Annotated in this window: 17 protein-coding genes; 9 read left to right on the top strand and 8 right to left on the bottom strand. The window is 71.2% G+C overall.

The window, feature by feature from the left end; all coding sequences use genetic code 11:
* Positions 1 to 66: 66 nt before the first annotated feature.
* Positions 67 to 1134 (bottom strand): nucleotide disphospho-sugar-binding domain-containing protein, encoded by a 1068-nt coding sequence (locus EDF19_RS11585; RefSeq protein WP_148071084.1) that lies wholly within the window; start codon positions 1132 to 1134, stop codon positions 67 to 69.
* Between the two features lie 102 nt (positions 1135 to 1236).
* On the opposite strand from EDF19_RS11585, the gene EDF19_RS11580 reads away from it, so the two are divergent.
* From EDF19_RS11580 to EDF19_RS11565, 4 genes are all read left to right on the top strand, one after another.
* Entirely contained in the window at positions 1237 to 1761 is a 525-nt protein-coding gene (locus EDF19_RS11580; RefSeq protein ID WP_185022800.1) for a GrpB family protein, read from the top strand.
* Entirely contained in the window at positions 1758 to 2432 is a 675-nt protein-coding gene (locus EDF19_RS11575) for a hypothetical protein (protein ID WP_123681047.1), read from the top strand. The genes EDF19_RS11580 and EDF19_RS11575 overlap by 4 nt, the downstream gene beginning before the upstream one ends.
* Positions 2433 to 2517: 85 nt before the next feature.
* The gene (locus EDF19_RS11570) at positions 2518 to 3711 is read left to right on the top strand and encodes an MFS transporter (protein ID WP_123681046.1); all 1194 of its coding nucleotides are present in this window, start codon (positions 2518 to 2520) and stop codon (positions 3709 to 3711) included.
* A gap of 9 nt (positions 3712 to 3720) precedes the next feature.
* The gene (locus EDF19_RS11565; RefSeq protein ID WP_260217121.1) at positions 3721 to 4671 is read left to right on the top strand and encodes a GlxA family transcriptional regulator; all 951 of its coding nucleotides are present in this window, start codon (positions 3721 to 3723) and stop codon (positions 4669 to 4671) included.
* Between the two features lie 85 nt (positions 4672 to 4756).
* Here EDF19_RS11565 and EDF19_RS11560 read toward each other — a convergent pair whose 3' ends face one another.
* The 4 genes from EDF19_RS11560 to EDF19_RS11545 are packed head-to-tail and all read right to left on the bottom strand — an operon-like array spanning position 4757 to position 8485.
* On the bottom strand, positions 4757 to 5413 hold the full coding sequence (locus tag EDF19_RS11560) for a response regulator transcription factor (protein WP_123681045.1): 657 nt from the start codon (positions 5411 to 5413) through the stop codon (positions 4757 to 4759).
* The gene (locus EDF19_RS11555) at positions 5410 to 6693 is read right to left on the bottom strand and encodes a sensor histidine kinase (protein WP_185022799.1); all 1284 of its coding nucleotides are present in this window, start codon (positions 6691 to 6693) and stop codon (positions 5410 to 5412) included. The genes EDF19_RS11560 and EDF19_RS11555 overlap by 4 nt, the downstream gene beginning before the upstream one ends.
* A complete protein-coding gene (locus EDF19_RS11550; protein WP_123681043.1) occupies positions 6690 to 7577 on the bottom strand; it encodes an ABC transporter permease subunit in 888 nt (295 codons plus the stop codon). Before EDF19_RS11550 ends, EDF19_RS11555 begins: the two co-directional genes overlap by 4 nt.
* A complete protein-coding gene (locus EDF19_RS11545; RefSeq protein ID WP_123681042.1) occupies positions 7574 to 8485 on the bottom strand; it encodes an ABC transporter ATP-binding protein in 912 nt (303 codons plus the stop codon). Before EDF19_RS11545 ends, EDF19_RS11550 begins: the two co-directional genes overlap by 4 nt.
* Positions 8486 to 8598: 113 nt before the next feature.
* On the opposite strand from EDF19_RS11545, the gene EDF19_RS11540 reads away from it, so the two are divergent.
* Genes EDF19_RS11540 through EDF19_RS19145 form a run of 3 tightly spaced genes read left to right on the top strand, consistent with a single transcriptional unit; the run spans position 8599 to position 10151 of the window.
* Positions 8599 to 9594, top strand: coding sequence for an alpha/beta hydrolase (locus EDF19_RS11540; RefSeq protein ID WP_123681041.1), 996 nt, complete (start codon positions 8599 to 8601; stop codon positions 9592 to 9594).
* A 9-nt stretch (positions 9595 to 9603) separates the two neighbouring features.
* Positions 9604 to 9978 (top strand): VOC family protein, encoded by a 375-nt coding sequence (locus tag EDF19_RS11535; RefSeq protein WP_123681040.1) that lies wholly within the window; start codon positions 9604 to 9606, stop codon positions 9976 to 9978.
* Positions 9975 to 10151: a hypothetical protein gene (locus tag EDF19_RS19145; RefSeq protein ID WP_185022839.1), complete on the top strand. Its 177-nt coding sequence runs from the start codon at positions 9975 to 9977 to the stop codon at positions 10149 to 10151. Before EDF19_RS11535 ends, EDF19_RS19145 begins: the two co-directional genes overlap by 4 nt.
* Positions 10152 to 10242: 91 nt before the next feature.
* On the opposite strand, the gene EDF19_RS11530 is transcribed toward EDF19_RS19145, so the two are convergent.
* The 3 genes from EDF19_RS11530 to EDF19_RS11520 form a co-directional block, all read right to left on the bottom strand.
* Positions 10243 to 10620 carry a VOC family protein gene (locus EDF19_RS11530; protein WP_123681278.1) on the bottom strand — a complete coding sequence of 126 codons (378 nt, stop codon included), beginning with the start codon at positions 10618 to 10620 and terminating at the stop codon, positions 10243 to 10245.
* 126 nt (positions 10621 to 10746) lie between these two features.
* Complete coding sequence (locus tag EDF19_RS11525; protein WP_123681039.1) at positions 10747 to 11442, bottom strand: YafY family protein; 696 nt, start codon at positions 11440 to 11442, stop codon at positions 10747 to 10749.
* Between the two features lie 111 nt (positions 11443 to 11553).
* Complete coding sequence (locus EDF19_RS11520) at positions 11554 to 13035, bottom strand: mannitol dehydrogenase family protein (RefSeq protein WP_123681038.1); 1482 nt, start codon at positions 13033 to 13035, stop codon at positions 11554 to 11556.
* Between the two features lie 157 nt (positions 13036 to 13192).
* On the opposite strand from EDF19_RS11520, the gene EDF19_RS11515 reads away from it, so the two are divergent.
* Together EDF19_RS11515 and EDF19_RS11510 are read left to right on the top strand one after the other, a co-directional pair.
* Positions 13193 to 13831, top strand: a complete 639-nt coding sequence (locus EDF19_RS11515) for a TetR/AcrR family transcriptional regulator (protein ID WP_185022798.1) — start codon at positions 13193 to 13195, stop codon at positions 13829 to 13831.
* 76 nt (positions 13832 to 13907) lie between these two features.
* Positions 13908 to 16544, top strand: a complete 2637-nt coding sequence (locus EDF19_RS11510; RefSeq protein ID WP_123681036.1) for an MMPL family transporter — start codon at positions 13908 to 13910, stop codon at positions 16542 to 16544.
* Positions 16545 to 16701: the final 157 nt, after the last annotated feature.

Below are 16701 nucleotides of genomic sequence, written 5' to 3'. Positions count from 1 at the left end.
GGCGCTCGCTCAGTTCTGCGTTGCCATGACTCCGGGATTCTCGGCTGACGGTTGCTCAGGTGAACGTTAGCGCAGACGCCCGCTGCCCAGTGCGGTCTCGATCCGATCGACGACGTCCGCAGGTTCCGGGAGCCGCGTCGTCATCAGCCGCAACGCTCCGGTACGCGTTCGAAGTGCGCGATCCGCGCGGGCCGAAGCGACGGCGCCCGCTATGTCGTCAGCCGATGCGGTCTCCGCGTCGAGCGCTCGGCCGACTCCGAGCCCCTCCACGCGTCGAGCGGTGAACGGCTGGTCCGCGCCCATCGGGAGGACGACCTGGGGAGCGCCTCCGAGCACGGAGCTCAGGAAGAGGCCACTGCCGCCGTGGTGCACGACCACGCTCGCCCGTGCCGCCAGGGCGTCCAGATCGACGAACTGCTCGACCCGCACGTGCTCCCTTCGTGCGCTGAACCGGGCCGGATCGAGGTCCCTGCCCACCGCGAGCACGGACGGGGCATCGACGGAGCCGAGTGCCGAGAGGATTCGGTCGAACAGGTCGCCGGACTCCGTGTTGAACTCGGTTCCGAGCGTCGCGACGATCGAGCCGTCCGGACGCGGCGCGGCTCCGATGGCAGGACGCATCCACACCGTGTCGGCCGGTGCCGGGAACAGCGGGTCACGCATGGGTGGCGCGAACGGGACGACGAAGAGGTCCCCGTGCAGCCGGATCAGTTCGGCGAGGCCCAACTCGTCGCGGAGCCGATCCAGCGGAGCCGCGAGTCGGCCGGGCCGGACGAGCGCTCCGCTGGCTATGACGGCGACGACCACGACGGGAACACCCGCCCGTTGCGCAGCGGCCATCGCGCCGAAGTCGAGCTCGTCGCACACGAGGAGGTCGGCCGTGTGCAGTTCCGGGGCGACGGATGCTGCCGAGGTCAGGGCGGCGGAGCCCGCGAAGTGCTGCTCGACGACCGCCAACTCGTGCTCGATGTCGACCGGGACGAGCGGGGCGATCGTGCGGCTCGGTTCGTTCCGGTGATCCTCGGCGCTGACCACGCCGTCGTACAGACCGGCCGGCACTGCGCGGACCGCGGACGCGCGACCGACGAGGGTGAGGACGTGGCCGGCCTCGACGAGCGCGCGATGCAGCGGCAACTGCGGAACGAGGTGACCAGCACCACCCACGAAGGAACACACGACGCGCACGCGAAGGACGCTAGCAACTACGCTGCCGGACAAGGAGGGTCAGCGCACCACATGGAGCACCTCGAAACACGCCAGAGTTCATGGGCAGTCGACTTCGCTCAGGAAGCGTCGCGGTTGTTCGACGTCGTCCGGCCCCTCGTCACAGACATCGAACACATCGGCAGCACCGCGATCCCCGGACTCGAAGCAAAACCGGTCATCGACATGGCCGCCCGCGCGGCACCGGACGTCGATCCGCACCAGCTCGGGCCCGTCCTCGCAGCAGCTGGGTACACACGGCACACCGCTGGACCGAAGAACCACGGCGTCTACACGCGCGAGCACGACGGGCAGAGGACGCACATCCTCCACGTCTTCGCGGACGGCCAGTGGGACGACTGCAACCAGCGGCTCTTCCGTGACCGGCTGCTCCGGGACCCGGCCGCCCGAAGTCGGTACCGGGACGTCAAGACCCGGGCGGCAGCAGCGTTCAGCGGCCGGGCGTACACGGCGGCGAAGAGCCAGATCGTGCAGGAACTCCTCGACGACGAGCGCGCCGCACGGGGTCTGGCCCCGACGATGGCATGGGACAAGTGAGCCGCCACGTGGTGGACCTCGAGAAGTACGACACGCTCTGGGCGGCTGCACACCCGCGTTTCGAAGCCGGCGATCTGCAGCCCGACCGAGAACCGGTGGAGGGCGACCCACGGTGGGGCATCAGCTTGGTCCTGCTCCCGCCTGACAGGACGGCCCGCACACTTGCTGATGCTGCGGAGGAACTCGGCGCTGCCTACGACGGCGCACACCACGTCTACGGGGAAGCCGACCTCCACCTGACCGTCACGAGCCTCGAGCCGTACTCGAGCGGTGCGGACCCGTCGACGATCGAGCACTACGTCCGCGTGGTCGAGGCGTCTCGCGACCTGCTGGACGTCAGAGTCCGCCTCGTCGGGCTCGGCGGCTCTGCCGCCGGCGTCTTCGTCCAGGGTTTCGACGACGACACGCTGCGCCCTCTGCGCGCCCGGATGCGCGCGGCAGCCGGAGACCTGCACGACGGCACCGCACCACCGATGGCGTTCGTCCGGGACACCGCGCACATCTCGCTCAGTGTCCACCGTCAGGCGACGCCCGAGCCCGCGGCTGCGCGCCTCGTGGAGGGGTTGCGCCGTCGGGATTTCGGCACGATGGACGGCGGCCGTATCGCCCTCGTCTGTTACCGCCCCAGAGGCGGTTCCATGGGAATCGAGGTCCTGCACGCCATGGCGTAGGCACGGCTCGGGTTGGCGCGATCCGTACGACCGTCGTCCGCGCTGCTGGTGGTGCCCGGCAACGACGCGCAGTTGAGTTGACGTCATGAACGACCGCCTGGCCACGACGACTCACCCGCTCCTGCGCCGAGGGCGTCTGCTGTGGCCGACGGCGGCGTGGTTCTGGGCGCTCCAGTTCGCCGTCCTGAACCCGCTCCTCGCCGTGCTCCTCGTCACGGCGTACGGAGCGACACCGACGCAGGTCGGACTGGTGCTCGGCGCGTACAACACCGGCGGGTTCGTCGCCTCGCTCGTGATCCCGACGGCGGCGGACCGGACGGGCGACTACCTCCGTCCGCTGGTGTTCTGCGCGCTCGGCGGCATCGGGCTGGTGGCCGTGCTCGCCCTCACCGCGTCGTTGCCCATCGTGGCGATCGCGCTCGTCGTGCTCGGTGCACCGCCCGGAGTGGGGTCGACCCTGCTCTTCGCCCAGCTGCGCCACACCGGAGCCTCGCCGGCCCGGGTCATCCGGACCCGCGCGATCGTGTCGTTCGCCTGGGTGATCGGTCCGCCGCTCGCCACCCTCGCGACCGGTGCAGCCGGCACGCCCGCGGCGCTGCTGCTCCTCGGCGCGATCAGTCTGGTGAACGTCGTCACCGCACTCCTCCTGCTCCGCCGCCGCACCGTCGTCCCGCGGAAGGACGACGCGGGGCGTCCGAGCGTGCTCGCGCAACTCCGCGGTCAGGCACGGTGGACGCTGATGACGACCTTCACGCTGCTGCAGGCGACGAACATCGCCACGGTGACGATCACGACCCTGTTCGTGTCGCGTGACCTGGACGCGCCGATCGTCTGGGCCGGCGTCGTCCTCGGGACAGCGGCGCTCCTGGAGATCCCCGCACTGCTGACCATCGGGCACCTCCACACCCGGCTGCCGACTCGACTCCTACTCGGCGCCGGCTGGGTCGCAGGGGCTGCCTACTACGGCCTCGCGGTGCTCGTGCACGTGCCGTGGCAGCTCCTGGCGTTGCAGCCACTGAACGCGTGGTTCTTCGCAACGGTCGCGGGCGTCGGACTGACCGTCTTCCAGGACGCCTTCCCGAACCCGGGGCTCGCGTCGGGACTGTTCACGAACACACGTCGGGTCGGTGCCGTCCTGGCCGGAGCGCTCATCGCCTGGCTCGGGGCCTCCCCGGCTCCGTACCGAGCGGTGTACGGCGCCGCGGCCGCCATCGTCACCCTCGTCGTCGTGCTCACGGCCGTCGAGATGCGTTCCCGACGGCACGTCGATGCACGCTAGGTTCGCCACGTGAGCACCGTCCGCGACCACCGCGTGGCCGTGCTGGTCCTCGACGGAGCGAAGGCCCTCGACGTCGGGATCGCAGCGCACGTGTTCGCGAACCGGCCGAGCATGCCCTACGAAGTGCGGGTGTGCGGCGAGCAGGTCGGGACCGTCGACGGGTGGAACGGGCTCGCCTACGCCGTGGGCCACGGCCTCGAGGCCCTCGCGTGGGCGGACACCGTCCTCGTGCCGGGGCACCGGAACCCGGCTGACACCGCCACCCCGTCCGTCGTGACGGCGGCGCTCCAGCAGGCGCACGAGCGGGGTGCCCGCATCGCGGCGATCTCGACGGGCGCGTTCACGCTCGCGGCAGCCGGACTCCTCGACGGCCGCCGCGCGACCACGCACTGGCACTACACACACGTGCTGCAGGAGCAGTACCCGACCGTGGACGTCGACGCGAACGTGCTCTTCGTCGACGCGGGGCAGGTCCTGACGAGCGCCGGCGCGGCCAGCGGCATCGACCTCTGCCTGCACCTCGTCCGTCGTGACCACGGTGTCGCACTCGCCAACCACGTCGCTCGTCGACTGGTCAGCGCCCCGTACCGCAGCGGCGGTCAGGCGCAGTACGTGCCCCGCAGCATCCCGGAGCCGCTCGGCGACGTGTTCGCCGCGACCCGCGCCTGGGCCCTCGAACACCTCCGGGACGACCTGACGCTCACGACACTCGCACGCCGGGCCACGGTGTCACCCCGCACGTTCTCGCGGCGCTTCACCGCGGACACCGGCATCACCCCGATGCAGTGGGTCCTGCGGGCACGCGTCGACCACGCGCGGGAACTCTTGGAGCGGACGGACCTCACGGTCACGCAGATCGCCGAGGCGACGGGGCTCGGCTCGGACACGAACCTCCGCCGGCACTTCGGAGCGATCATCGGGACCTCGCCGACCGCGTACCGGGACGCCTTCCGCGAGTGAACACGCCGGTCACGTCCGCGACGCGGCCAGATCACGGGCCTGGAGGCGCGGTGCCAGCTGGCACCGCGCCTCCAGGCCGCCATGGCTAGGACTGGCGGACGAGACCGTGCTCGTACGCGAAGATCACCGCGTGCACCCGGTCCCGCAACCCGAGCTTGGCGAGCACCCGCCCGACGTGCGTCTTCACGGTGGACTCGCTCGTCACCAGGTGCGCGGCGATCTCCGGGTTGGAGAGTCCTCGGGCGATGGCGAGCAGCACGTCGCGTTCGCGGGGCGTGAGCGGTTCGAGGGGGTCGTGGTCCGGCGCCGTGTCGTCGGGCAGCTCCGCACCGAAGAGCTCGAGCATCCGCCGGGTCACCCGGGGTGAGACCGCTGCCTCACCCGCCGCGACCGACCGGATGGCGTCGAGCAGCTGGGCAGAGCTGACGTCCTTCAGCAGGAACCCGCTGGCCCCGGCCCGCAGGCCACCGAAGGCGTACTCGTCGAGGTCGAAGGTGGTCAGGACGAGCACCCGCGTCTCGGGGAGCTCTTCCACGATCGCCGCGGTGGCGGCCACGCCGTCGACGTGCGGCATCCGGATGTCCATGAGCACGACGTCGGGGCGGACGGAGCGCACCAGGCGCAGGGCAGCGGCACCGTCGCCCGCCTCGCCCACGACCTCCACGTCGGGTTGCGCGTCGAGCAGCAGGCGGAACCCGGTGCGGATGAGCTGCTGGTCGTCGACGATCGCGACGCGGATCATGCGGTCTCCGCCCGGTTCGGGACGGTGGCGCGGATCTCCCACCCGTCGGTGCCCTCGCGTGGCCCCGCGGTGACGTTCCCGCCCAACGCGCGGACGCGCTCGGTGATGCCCACGAGCCCTCGACCCGACCCCAGCGGATCGCGAGCCGACGGGACCGGACGCTCCGCGCCTCCCGGCCGCCCGTCGTCGCTGACGACCACGGTGACCTCCCTGGCGGAGGCGTCCACGCGGACGGCGACCGACCGCGCGCCGGTGGCGTGCCGGGCGGCGTTGGTCAGGCCCTCCTGCACGATCCGGTGCACGGCGAGCTGCAGGGCGTCGTCGTCGGGCGGCGCCCCGACGAGCGACAGTGCGACGGGCGTGCCGACGGCCCGGAAGCGGTCGACGAGCTGCGGGATGTCCTGGATCGTGGGCTGCGGGGCGAGCGCCGGTCCGTCGTCGCCGCCGAGCACGCCGAGCATGCGCCGCATGTCGTTCATCGCTCCGCGGCCGACCTCGGCGACGCCGTGCATGGCCGACGCCGACGCCGACGGGACGTCGGACCCGGCCGCCGCTCCCTCGGCGAGACGGACCATCACGGTGAGCGAGTGGGAGACGATGTCGTGCATCTCGCGCGCGATCCGGGCCCGCTCGGCCGCGGTGGCGAGCTGGGCCTGCTGGTCGCGCTCCCGGGCGAGCTGGTGCGCCCGGTCGATCAGGGCCTGCGTGTAGCGACGGCGGTTCGCGACGTTGATGCCGATCAGGACGGCCGCCAGCAGGAAGGTCGTCGGTTGCGGGTACAGGACGTCCGCGAGCCCGCCGGACCCCGGCGCGACGACCCACACGCGCAGCGCCGTCGCACCGGCAGCCAGCACGGTGGCGACCGCGGCGGTCCACCAGCCGGCGGCACGGGACCACCACACGGTCGCGGCGTAGACCGTGAAGAGCACCGGCGAGTAGCCCGCCTGTGTCCAGGTCATCGCGACGACGGACGCCAGCCCGAGCACCGCGGTCACCGCAGGGTGGGTGCGCCGCAACGGGATGCCCGAGACCGCGACGATGACCAGGACGACGACGGTGATCCGTGCAGCCGTGCTGCCGTCCGCCTGCCACAGGCTGCCGAAGGCCGCGATGACCTCGATCGCACCCCAGAAGACCATGAGCAGGACATCGGTCAGGACGGGGTGGCGTGCCCAGAACCGGCGGAGCCGACCGGGTGCGTCGGGCAGGGCGATGCCCCCGGCACCGTCCACGACGGCACCGGGGGCGAGGTCGCCGGGGGCGACGTCCGCTGTGGTCACGCGTCCCGCTTCTCGACCAGCACGAGTGCCGTCACGGACGCGACGACCACCCAGGCCAGCAGCACCGCGAATCCGCTCCATCCACCCAAGGCTAGGACGCCGTCGTGCCATCCCGCGGTCACCTTCGTCCCGAACTGCATCAGGGGCTGCCCCGCGTTCTGCGGGAGCAGGTTGTTCAGCGTCCCGAGCCACTTCGCGTCGGTGAAGGACTGCACGAGCTGGACGACGACCGGTGCGACGAGCAGCAGTCCGAGCACCGTGGCGATCGCTCCGGCCGTGGTGCGCAGGACGACGCCGACCGCGAAGGCGAGCAGGGCGATCAGGGTCAGGTAGACCGAGGCACCGAGCAGGGGCATCGCGACGCTGCCGTCGAGGGATGCCTCGACGCCGTTGCCCGCGGCGACGGGCAGCGTCGTGAACGCCGTCGCCCAGACGCTGATCGCGCTCGCGACGAACACGACGACCGCCAGGACGATCGCCTTCGCGGCGAGGGCCACCGACCGGCGCGGGACCGCGGCGAACGAGGACCGGATCATGCCGGTGCCGTACTCACCCGTGACGACGATGGCGCCGAGCACCGCGACGACGAGGACGGAGATCATCGTGCCGCTGGTGCTGTAGAGGACCAGGGCGTTCCGGGCGGCATCGCCGGACAGGGTCTGCCCGCCGTTGTCCGACAGGGACGCCAACAGCAGCCCGATCCCGATCGGCAGCACGATGAGCAGCAGGACGGTCCACACCGTCGACCGCAGCGAGCGGAGCTTGATCCACTCGGACCGCAGCACCCCCGAGAACCGGATGCCGCCGCCGTGCGCGCGGCCACCGTGCGCGTGGCCGGCGGGTGCACCGCTGCCGGCGGTCACGTCGGTCGTCGCCGCGCTCACCGTGCCACCTCCGACCGGTACTCGACCTGGTCGTGCGTGAGTTCGAGGTACGCCTGTTCCAGGCTCGCCTCGGTGGTCGCGAGCTGGTGCAGGACGATGCCCGCCGCACCCGCGGCCTCGCCGATCTGCTCGGCACCGAGCCCACGGACCTGCAGGGACCCGTCGTCTTCGTACCCGATGGTCACGTCGGGTCCGGCGATGGCCGCCAGGAGCCGGTCCGGCTCGGGCGTCCGGACGGACACCGAACGCTCCGTCGCGGCGGCCACGAGGTCCGCGATGTCCATGTCGGCGAGCACGCGCCCACGGCCCATCACGACGATGCGGTCGGCGGTCAGCGCCATCTCGCTCATCAAGTGGCTCGAGATGAAGACCGCCCGTCCCTCGGCCGCCAGGCTCCGGGCGAGTCGGCGGACCCAGACGACGCCCTCGGGGTCGAGGCCGTTCACCGGCTCGTCGAGGATCAGCGTCTGCGGGTCGCCGAGGAGCGCTGCCGCGATGCCGAGCCGCTGCCCCATGCCGAGCGAGAACCCGCCGACGCGCTTCTTCGCGACGTTCTCGAGCCCCGTCATGCCGATCACCTCGTGCACGCGGGACGTCGGGATCCGGTGCGTCGCGGCGAGCGCCGACAGGTGGTCGAAGGCGCTCCGACCGCGGTGCACGGCCTTCGCCTCGAGGAGCGCCCCGACCCGGTGGAGCGGATCCCGGAGTTCGCGGTACGGGCGGCCGTCGACGTGGGCGGTGCCCGAGGTCGGACGGTCGAGCCCGACGACGGCGCGCATCGTGGTGGACTTGCCGGCGCCGTTCGGGCCGAGGAACCCCGTGACGACGCCGGGACGCACCGTGAAGGACACGTCGTCGACGGCGACCTTCTCGCCGTAGCGCTTGGTGAGGTTCTGGATCTCGATCATGCGGCAACGGTACGGAGCGCGGACACCCCGCCACATCGTCGTCGACGCTGATCTCCGACGGCCCCTGGTGGTACCGCGGTACCACCAGGGACCCGGCCGGATACGCTCGGGCAATGGCAGAACAGGGGTGGCACGAGGACGTGCTCGGGGCACCGTTCGAGCGACTGGAACTGCCGCTCGGGTCCGACTCCGAGGGACCCGTCGTGGCCACCCTCGTCCGGCGTCGGCACACCCCCACGGACCTGCTGCTGCACGGTCACGGCCCGCTGCACGGGGTCGACGTCCTGTACATGCACGGCTGGTCGGACTACTTCTTCCAGGTCGAGCTCGCCGAACGCATCGAGCAGCTCGGCGCCCGCTTCCACGCGCTCGACCTGCGGAAGTACGGGCGCAGCCTCCGGCCCCACCAGACCCCGGGGAACGTCGACGACCTGGCCGTCTACGACGAGGACATCTCGGCCGCCCTCGACGCGATCTCCGCCGAGCACCCGGGCTCCGCGCGGCGGCGACTCGTCCCGATGGGCCACTCCACCGGCGGGCTCACCCTGTCGCTCTGGGCTGCCCGGCACCCGGAGCTCGTCGACGGGCTGATCCTGAACAGCCCCTGGCTCGAGTTCCAGGCGAGCGCGGTCGGCCGTGCCCTGGTCGCGCCGGTCGTCCGGCTCGGAGCCCGGCGCAACCCGCTCGCGCCGATGCCGGCCGTCGACCCGGGCTTCTACACGCGCACCGTCTCCGCGGCGGGCGAGGGCTCGTGGACGTACGACCAGCAGTGGCGGCCGGACCGGGGCTTCCCGCTGCACCCCGGCTGGCTCGCTGCGGTGTTCGACGGGCAGGCCCGGGTCGAGGCCGGTCTCGGCATCGAGGTGCCCGCTCTAGTGCTGTTGAGCGACAAGAGCATGTTGCAACCGCGGTGGGACCCGGGGATGGCGCACGCCGACGTCGCGCTCAACGTGGACACCGTGGCGCACCGGTCGCTCTCGCTCGGCGAGGAGGTCACCGTGCGACGTCTCGCCGGTGCCCTGCACGACGTGGTGCTGTCCGCGCCCGAGGTGCGCGAGCGGGCCTACGACGTGATCGGACGCTGGGCCAGGACCCTGTCGCCCCGCTAGCGTGACGGCATGACCGCATCGTTCAACCACACGATCATCGCGGCGAAGGAGCCCGCGGTCTCCGCGGCGTTCTTCGTCGATCTCCTCGAGGCCGCCGAGGCGCCCTCCTGGGGACCCTTCACCAACATCCAGCTCCCCGACGGCGTGCTCCTGCAGTTCGCGGCGCCGCCGATGGACTTCCCACCGCAGCACTACGCGTTCCTGCTCGACGACGAGCACTTCGACCGTGCGTACGCGCGGATCACCGCGGAGGGCCGCGAGCACTGGGCGGACCCGCAGCGCCAGCGTCCGGGCGAGACGAACACCGAGCACGACGGCCGGGGCGTGTACCTGCTCGATCCGTCCGGCCACTACGTCGAGCTGCTCACGAGGCCCTACCTGTGAGCGGAGGGGACGCCCGCACGACCGCCGTCGAGCTCGTCCGGCTCGACCCCGTCGGCGCCGACCGTGACGCACTGACCGACTTCCTGTCGTCAGAGGAGTTCCCCTTCCACGACCGGGCGACGGGCGAGACGACGCCGGTGCCGTGGGACGAGGACGTGCTCCCGCGCGGTTGACGGTTCTGGTGCACGATCCCCGGCATCCATGGACCAGGACCGTCAGCGCGCTGGGAGAACATGCCTCCCTCACCGCCCGCCCGGCGGCGGGTCAGCTCGACGACGGGCGGCTGAAGACGTTCACCACGTTGCCGTCCGGATCCCGGAAGAGCAGTGACCGGTTGCCCCACGGCATCGTGGTCGGCGGCAGCACGACGTCGTCGAGGTGGTCCCGCAGGCGCTCGTACTCGGCGTCGACGTCCCCGACGAGGAACTCGACGATGATGCTCCCACCGAGGCCCGCGGCGGGTGCTCCGGAACCGAGCATCGCGACGGTGGCCGGTGTGGCGAGCGCGATGACGGAGCCACCGGTGACGATCTCGGCGAAGACCGGTGCGGGCCGTCGGGCCTCGGTCCCGGTGACCCGTTCGTAGAACTGCACCATCCCGGCGAGGTCGTCGGTGATGATCCGGATGGATGCGAACTGCACGGTGTGCCTCCCTGTCCGGTCACCCTGACCGCACAGGTCGAGCATCCTCGGCCGCCGCGACACCGTCCTGTCGGAGTTTCCCGAACCCGCCCCGCCCCGCCCGCGGCCCGGCCGAGCACGGCCCCGTCAGTCGCCGAGCACCGGACGGAGCACCCCGTGCGGGATGTCGAGCTCGTCGAGGTGCACCACGCGTGCCGGTGCGCGCTCGTCGGTGTCCTGCACCTCGAGCACGCGGTCGCCACGGAACGCCCGGACACCGTCCCGCAGCCGGCACCACGCCACGAGGTACCAGTCCTCGCCCTTGCCGATGTACCCGAGGGGCTCGACGTCACGATCGGTCTCGGTGCCCGAGGCGTCCCGGTACCGCATCCGCACGACCCGTCCGCCGGTGAGTGCTGCGGCGAGCGCCGTCGGTCCCGGCACGCGTTCACCCGACTCGAGCAGGTGCACCCGGCTCGCGAGCCGGGCCGTCCGACGTGCGTCGTCCTCGGCGAGGACCGCGGTGACCTTCCGGGCGGCGCTCCGTGCAGCGTCGCGGAACGGACTGGCGGCGAGCGTGCCGAGACCGATCGCGACGGCGAGCGCCTCCTCGATCGTCAACCCGAGGGGTGGCAGGGTCGCGCTGGCGTCGACGGTGTACCCGCCGGTGCGCCCGGGTTCGGCCCAGATCGGCACGCCGGCCTGCTGCAGGGACAGCAGGTCCCGTTCCACCGTGCGGACACTGACCCCGAACCGCTCCGCGAGCAGCCGTGCGCTCCGCAGCGCAGGCGCGGCGGAGCGCAGCTCCTCGACGAGGGCGTACAGGCGGTCGGTCCGGTTCACGACGCGACCATAGCGCCCGGGACGCTACCGGGCGACGCCCTGGAGGCACGTGGCGGGCCCGCCCCGCGCCTCCAGGCCGTCATCGCCCGCGTCTCAGGACCGCACCAGCGTTCAGGAACGCGACAGGCGTTCGACGGTCGCGTGCGCGCCGTCGGCGATGAGCCCGTCGAGGGCGTCGCGGTACGCGGCGACGAACCGTTCGTCGTCGACGAGGTCGCCGAACACCTGCCGGTTCGCGATGAAGGCGAGCCGGTCCTCGCGCTGGGTGAGGGCGATGCGGTGCAGCGGCTCGGCCAGACGGTCGACGATCTCGATGGGCTCGCCGGACTCGTCGGTGCCCTCGTCGTACCGCGCCCACGAGGCGACGATCGCGGCGGACAGCGTCACGGGCCGGTCGGCGGCGAGGTTCTCCCGCACCACCGGCAGCAGCCACTTCGGGATCCGGTCGCTCGACTCGGCGCAGAGCCGGGCGAGGGTGTCGCGGACCTCGGGGTTCTGGAACCGTTCGATCAGGGTGGACTTGTAGTCCTCGAGGTCGATGCCGGGCACGGGGTGGAGCGTCGGCGTGCCTTCTTCGTCCATGTAGCGGCGCAGGAAGGCCGCGATCGCCGGGTCCTGCGTGGCCTCGTGCGCGTACCGGTAGCCGGACAGGTACCCGAAGTAGCACAGGCCCTGGTGCGATGCGTTGAGCAGGCGGAGCTTCATGAGCTCGTAGGGTTCGACGTCGTCGACGAGCTGCACGTCGACCTGCTCGTACGGCGGGCGTCCGGCGGGGTGGTCGTCCTCGAGGACCCACTGGAAGAAGGGTTCGGCGACGACGGGCCAGGCGTCCTCGATGCCGAGTTCGTCGCGGACCCAGGCGCGGTCCTCGTCGGCGGTGACCGGGGTGATCCGGTCCACCATCGAGTTCGGGAACGACACGTGCTCGTCCATCCAGTCGGCGAACTCCGGGTCCTGCAGCCGGGCGTACGCGGTGAACATTTCGCGCGCCACGTGGCCGTTGCCCTGGATGTTGTCGCACGACATCACGGTGAAGGGCTGCTCACCGCGGTCCCGCCGACGCCGCAGGGCTTCGACGACGAGGCCGAACACGGTGCGGGGCGGGCCGTCGCCGCGCAGGTCCGCGGCGACGCCGGGCTCGTCGGCGACGAACTCGCCGGTGACGTGGTCGAAGTTGTAGCCGCCCTCGGTGATGGTCAGGCTGACGATCTTGGTGTCCGGGTGCGCCATCTTCTCCACGACGGCGTCCGGGTCGTCGACCGCGAGCAGGTAGTCGACGATGCTGCCGATCACGCGGGACTCGCGGGTGCCGTCCGGGTGCTTGAGCACGAGCGTGTACAGGCCGCCCTGCTCGGCCATCGCGGTGGCCATCCGGCGGTCCTGCTCGAGGACGCCGACGCCGCAGATGCCGTACTCCCGGGCCTCGCCCCGCTGCAGGAGCTGGTCGATCACCATCGCCTGGTGGGCACGGTGGAAGCCGCCGACGCCGAAGTGGACGATGCCGGCGGTGATCGCCTGCCGGTCGTAGGTCGGGACGGCGACACCGGTCGCGGCGATCTCGTCGAGGGTGTCGGGGGACAGTCGGACGGCCATGGGTACTCCTTCGTACGGCGTGCGGGCGGGCGGTTCTGCGGTTCTGCGGTTCTGCGGCGGGCCGCTCCGTCCAGTCAACCGCGTCCCGGGGGACGAAACTGAGGATGCACTCCGTGTCGTTGCACCGAGTGCATCGATGCACCTAGTGTTCTCACTCGTGACCCTCACGACCGACCGCCGCGCCGCCCTCAAGGCGAAGCACCGTGCGGCGATCCTGCAGGCCGCGCGCGACCTCGTCGACGAGCGCGGGGGTCGTGGTTTCAGCGTCGACGACCTCGCCGCCCGGGCCGACATCGCCCGGCGCACGGTCTTCAACCACTTCGCCTCGCTCGACGAGGTCCTGCTGGCCGTATGCGAGCAGGAACTGTCCGTGATCATCGACCGCTTCCTGGTCGACATGGCCCGGACCCCGGTCGGCGACGGCAGCCGGGCCTCGATGTTCGACGAGCTGGAGTCGGCCGCGCGCGGTGCGGACCTGGCGACGGCGATCTCGAGCATGTACCGGATCCTCGGCGACCCCGGCAAGGACGACCCGAAGGCGGCGGTGCTCACGCAGACCGCGTTCTCCCGGGTCACCGAACGACTCCGCGACGAGATCGCGCGACGGTACCCGGCCGCCGACGCCCTCGACGCCGCGCTGCTCGTCGAGTCGCTCATGAGCGGCATCGTCGTGATCGCGCAACACTGGCTGTCCACGTCCGGTCCGTCCGTCGACGAACGGTCGCTCGCGGACTGGGACGCGCTGCTCGCTCGCCTCGTGCACAGCGTCCGCAGCGGCTACATGCCCACCGACTGACACTTCCCTCCCCAAGGGGTCCACCGGCGCACCCCGCACCACACAGCACCTGCAACGAAAGGAACGGGGCAACCGCATGGCCGGTCTCCTCTACCGTCTCGGACGGTTCTCCGCACGACGCCACTGGACCGTGATCATCGCGTGGATGGCGATCATGGCCATCGCGGGCGTCACCTACACGCTGTTCGCGGGCACCATCTCGTCGGCGATCTCGATCCCGAACACCAAGACGAGCCAGGTCCAGGACCAGCTCGCCGACAAGTTCCCGTCCGCGAACGGCGGCAACGGGACGATCGTGTTCGAGACCACGAACGGCAAGGCGTTCACGGACTCCCAGAAGTCCGACATCGACGACTTCCTGACGAAGCTCGAGGAGCTCGACGGCGTCAAGGGCGCCACGAGCGGGTTCACCACCCAGCAGCAGCTCGACGACCAGCGGCAGAAGATCGTCGACGGGCGCAAGGAGATCAGCGACGGGCGGGCGAAGCTCGAGACCGGGCAGGACCAGCTCGACGCCCAGAAGGCGCAGCTCACCTCCGGCAAGCAGCAGATCGCGGACGCACAGGACCAGCTCGACGCGCAGAAGGCGCAGGCCCAGGCAGCCGGCGCCGCGGCGGCAGCAGCCGCACAGGCGCAGCTCGCGCAGGCCCAGGCGCAGATCGACGCCCAGCAGGCGCAGATCACCGCGGGCGAGCAGCAGATCGCGGACGCCCAGAAGACGATCGACACGAACACGAAGAAGCTCGACGACAGCGCGGAAGAGCTGGAGCAGGGCTCGAAGCTCCTCGACCTGTCGAAGGACGTCCGCTTCGTGTCGGAGAACGGCAGCGCCGTCATCGGCACCGTGCAGTTCACGAAGTCGACGTACGAGGTCCCCGCCGACACCAAGACCGCGATCGCGGACGACGCCGACTCCGCGGACATCAGCGGCGTCGACGTCTACGTCTCGAACGACATCGCACAGGGCGTCCCGTCGATCCTCGGCCCCGGCGAGATCATCGGCGTGATCATCGCCGCGCTCGTGCTGTTCCTCATGCTCCGCACGATCATCGGCGCCGCCATCCCCCTGGTCTCCGCCGTGCTCGGCGTCGGGGTGGCCACGCTCGCTTCCCTGTCGTTCTCGAGCCTCGTCGAGTTCATCTCGGTGACGCCGGTGCTGGGGGTGATGCTCGGCCTGGCGGTCGGCATCGACTACTCGCTCTTCATCCTGAACCGACACCGGACCCAGCTGAAGCAGGGCATGCAGGTGCACGAGTCCATCGGGCTCGCGAACGGCACCTCCGGCAACGCCGTGGTCTTCGCCGGTGCGACCGTCATCGTCGCCCTGCTCGCGCTGAACATCACCGGCATCCCGTTCCTCGGGCTGATGGGCACGGTCGGCGCCGTCGCGGTGCTCTTCGCGATCCTCATCGCCACGTCCTTCACGCCGGCACTGCTGTCGCTCATCGGCATGCGGATCCTCCGCAAGAAGGAGCGCGCGAACATCGGGAACACCGGTTCGACGCGGGTGCCGAACAAGCCGATGTCGACGTGGCGCGCGGTCATCACGCTCGTCGCCGGCGTCGCCGTCCTCGGCACGATCGCACTCCCCGCGACGCAGATGCGCCTCGGACTGCCGACCGGTGCGTCCGAGTCCGTCGACTCGAGCCAGTACAAGGCGTACAAGGCCCTCGACGACGAGTTCGGCGCCGGTCAGAACGGCCCGCTGCTCGTCGTGGCGACCCTGCCGGAATCGATCAGCAAGTCCGACGTCACCGCGACCGAGGTCACCATCGGTGAAGCCCTGGCGAAGAACGACGACGTCAAGGCCGTGCTGCCGATCGGTACCTCGTCCGACCGCGACATCATCGCCTTCCAGGTGAAGCCCGCCGGCGGCCCGGACAGCATCTCGACCGAGAACCTCGTGAAGGACCTCCGCGAGCAGACCGTGTCGACGGACGACGGGAAGGTCACCCTCGGCGTCGCCGGCAACGCGTCCGCCAACATCGACGTGTCCGAGAAGCTCTCGAACGTGCTGCCGCTCTACCTCGTGGTGGTCGTCGGTCTGTCGCTCATCATCCTGATCATCGTGTTCCGGTCCTTCCTGGTCCCGATCACGGCGACGGCGGGCTTCATCCTGTCGGTGATGGCGTCGTTCGGTGGGCTGACCGCGATCTACCAGTTCGGCTGGCTCGGCTCCGTGTTCGGCGTGCACGACCCGGCACCGATCCTGAGCTTCCTGCCCATCATCGAGATCGGCATCCTGTTCGGGCTCGCGATGGACTACCAGCTGTTCCTGGTGTCCGGCATGCGGGAGTCGTACGCCCACGGCGCCAGCGCGAAGGTGGCGGTCCAGCGCGGGCTGCACGCCGGTCGCGCGGTGGTCACGGCAGCGGCGATCATCATGATCTCGGTGTTCTCGGGCTTCATCTTCTCGGACTCCTCGACGATCAAGCCGATCGGCTTCGGTCTGGCGTTCGGTGTGCTCGTGGACGCGTTCGTCGTCCGCATGCTGCTGATCCCGGCCGCGATGCACCTGCTCGGCAAGAGCGCCTGGTGGTTCCCGAAGTGGCTCGACCGGATCGTGCCGGACGTCGACGTCGAGGGCGCGAAGCTCGAGCGCTCGCACCCGGTCGCCGGGCACGAGTCGACGCACACCGCGTCGCACGCGCTCCCGGTGGAGCCGGACGCGCACGTGCACGACTCGGGGCACCCGCCCGCGCACCGCGCGTAGTCGACGCACCCAGCCTGGAGGCGGGGGGGGGGGGCCCCCCCCCCCCCCCCCCCCCCCCCCCCCGGGGGGGCCCCCCCCCCCCCCCCCCCCCCCCCCCCCGCCTCCAGGCAGTCACCTGTACCACCCCCGGAAAGGACCCGACATGGCTCCCGCCATC

Source organism: Curtobacterium sp. PhB115, from assembly GCF_003752025.1.
Lineage (GTDB): Bacteria > Actinomycetota > Actinomycetes > Actinomycetales > Microbacteriaceae > Curtobacterium.
This window is presented reverse-complemented; position numbering and strand designations above follow the sequence as displayed.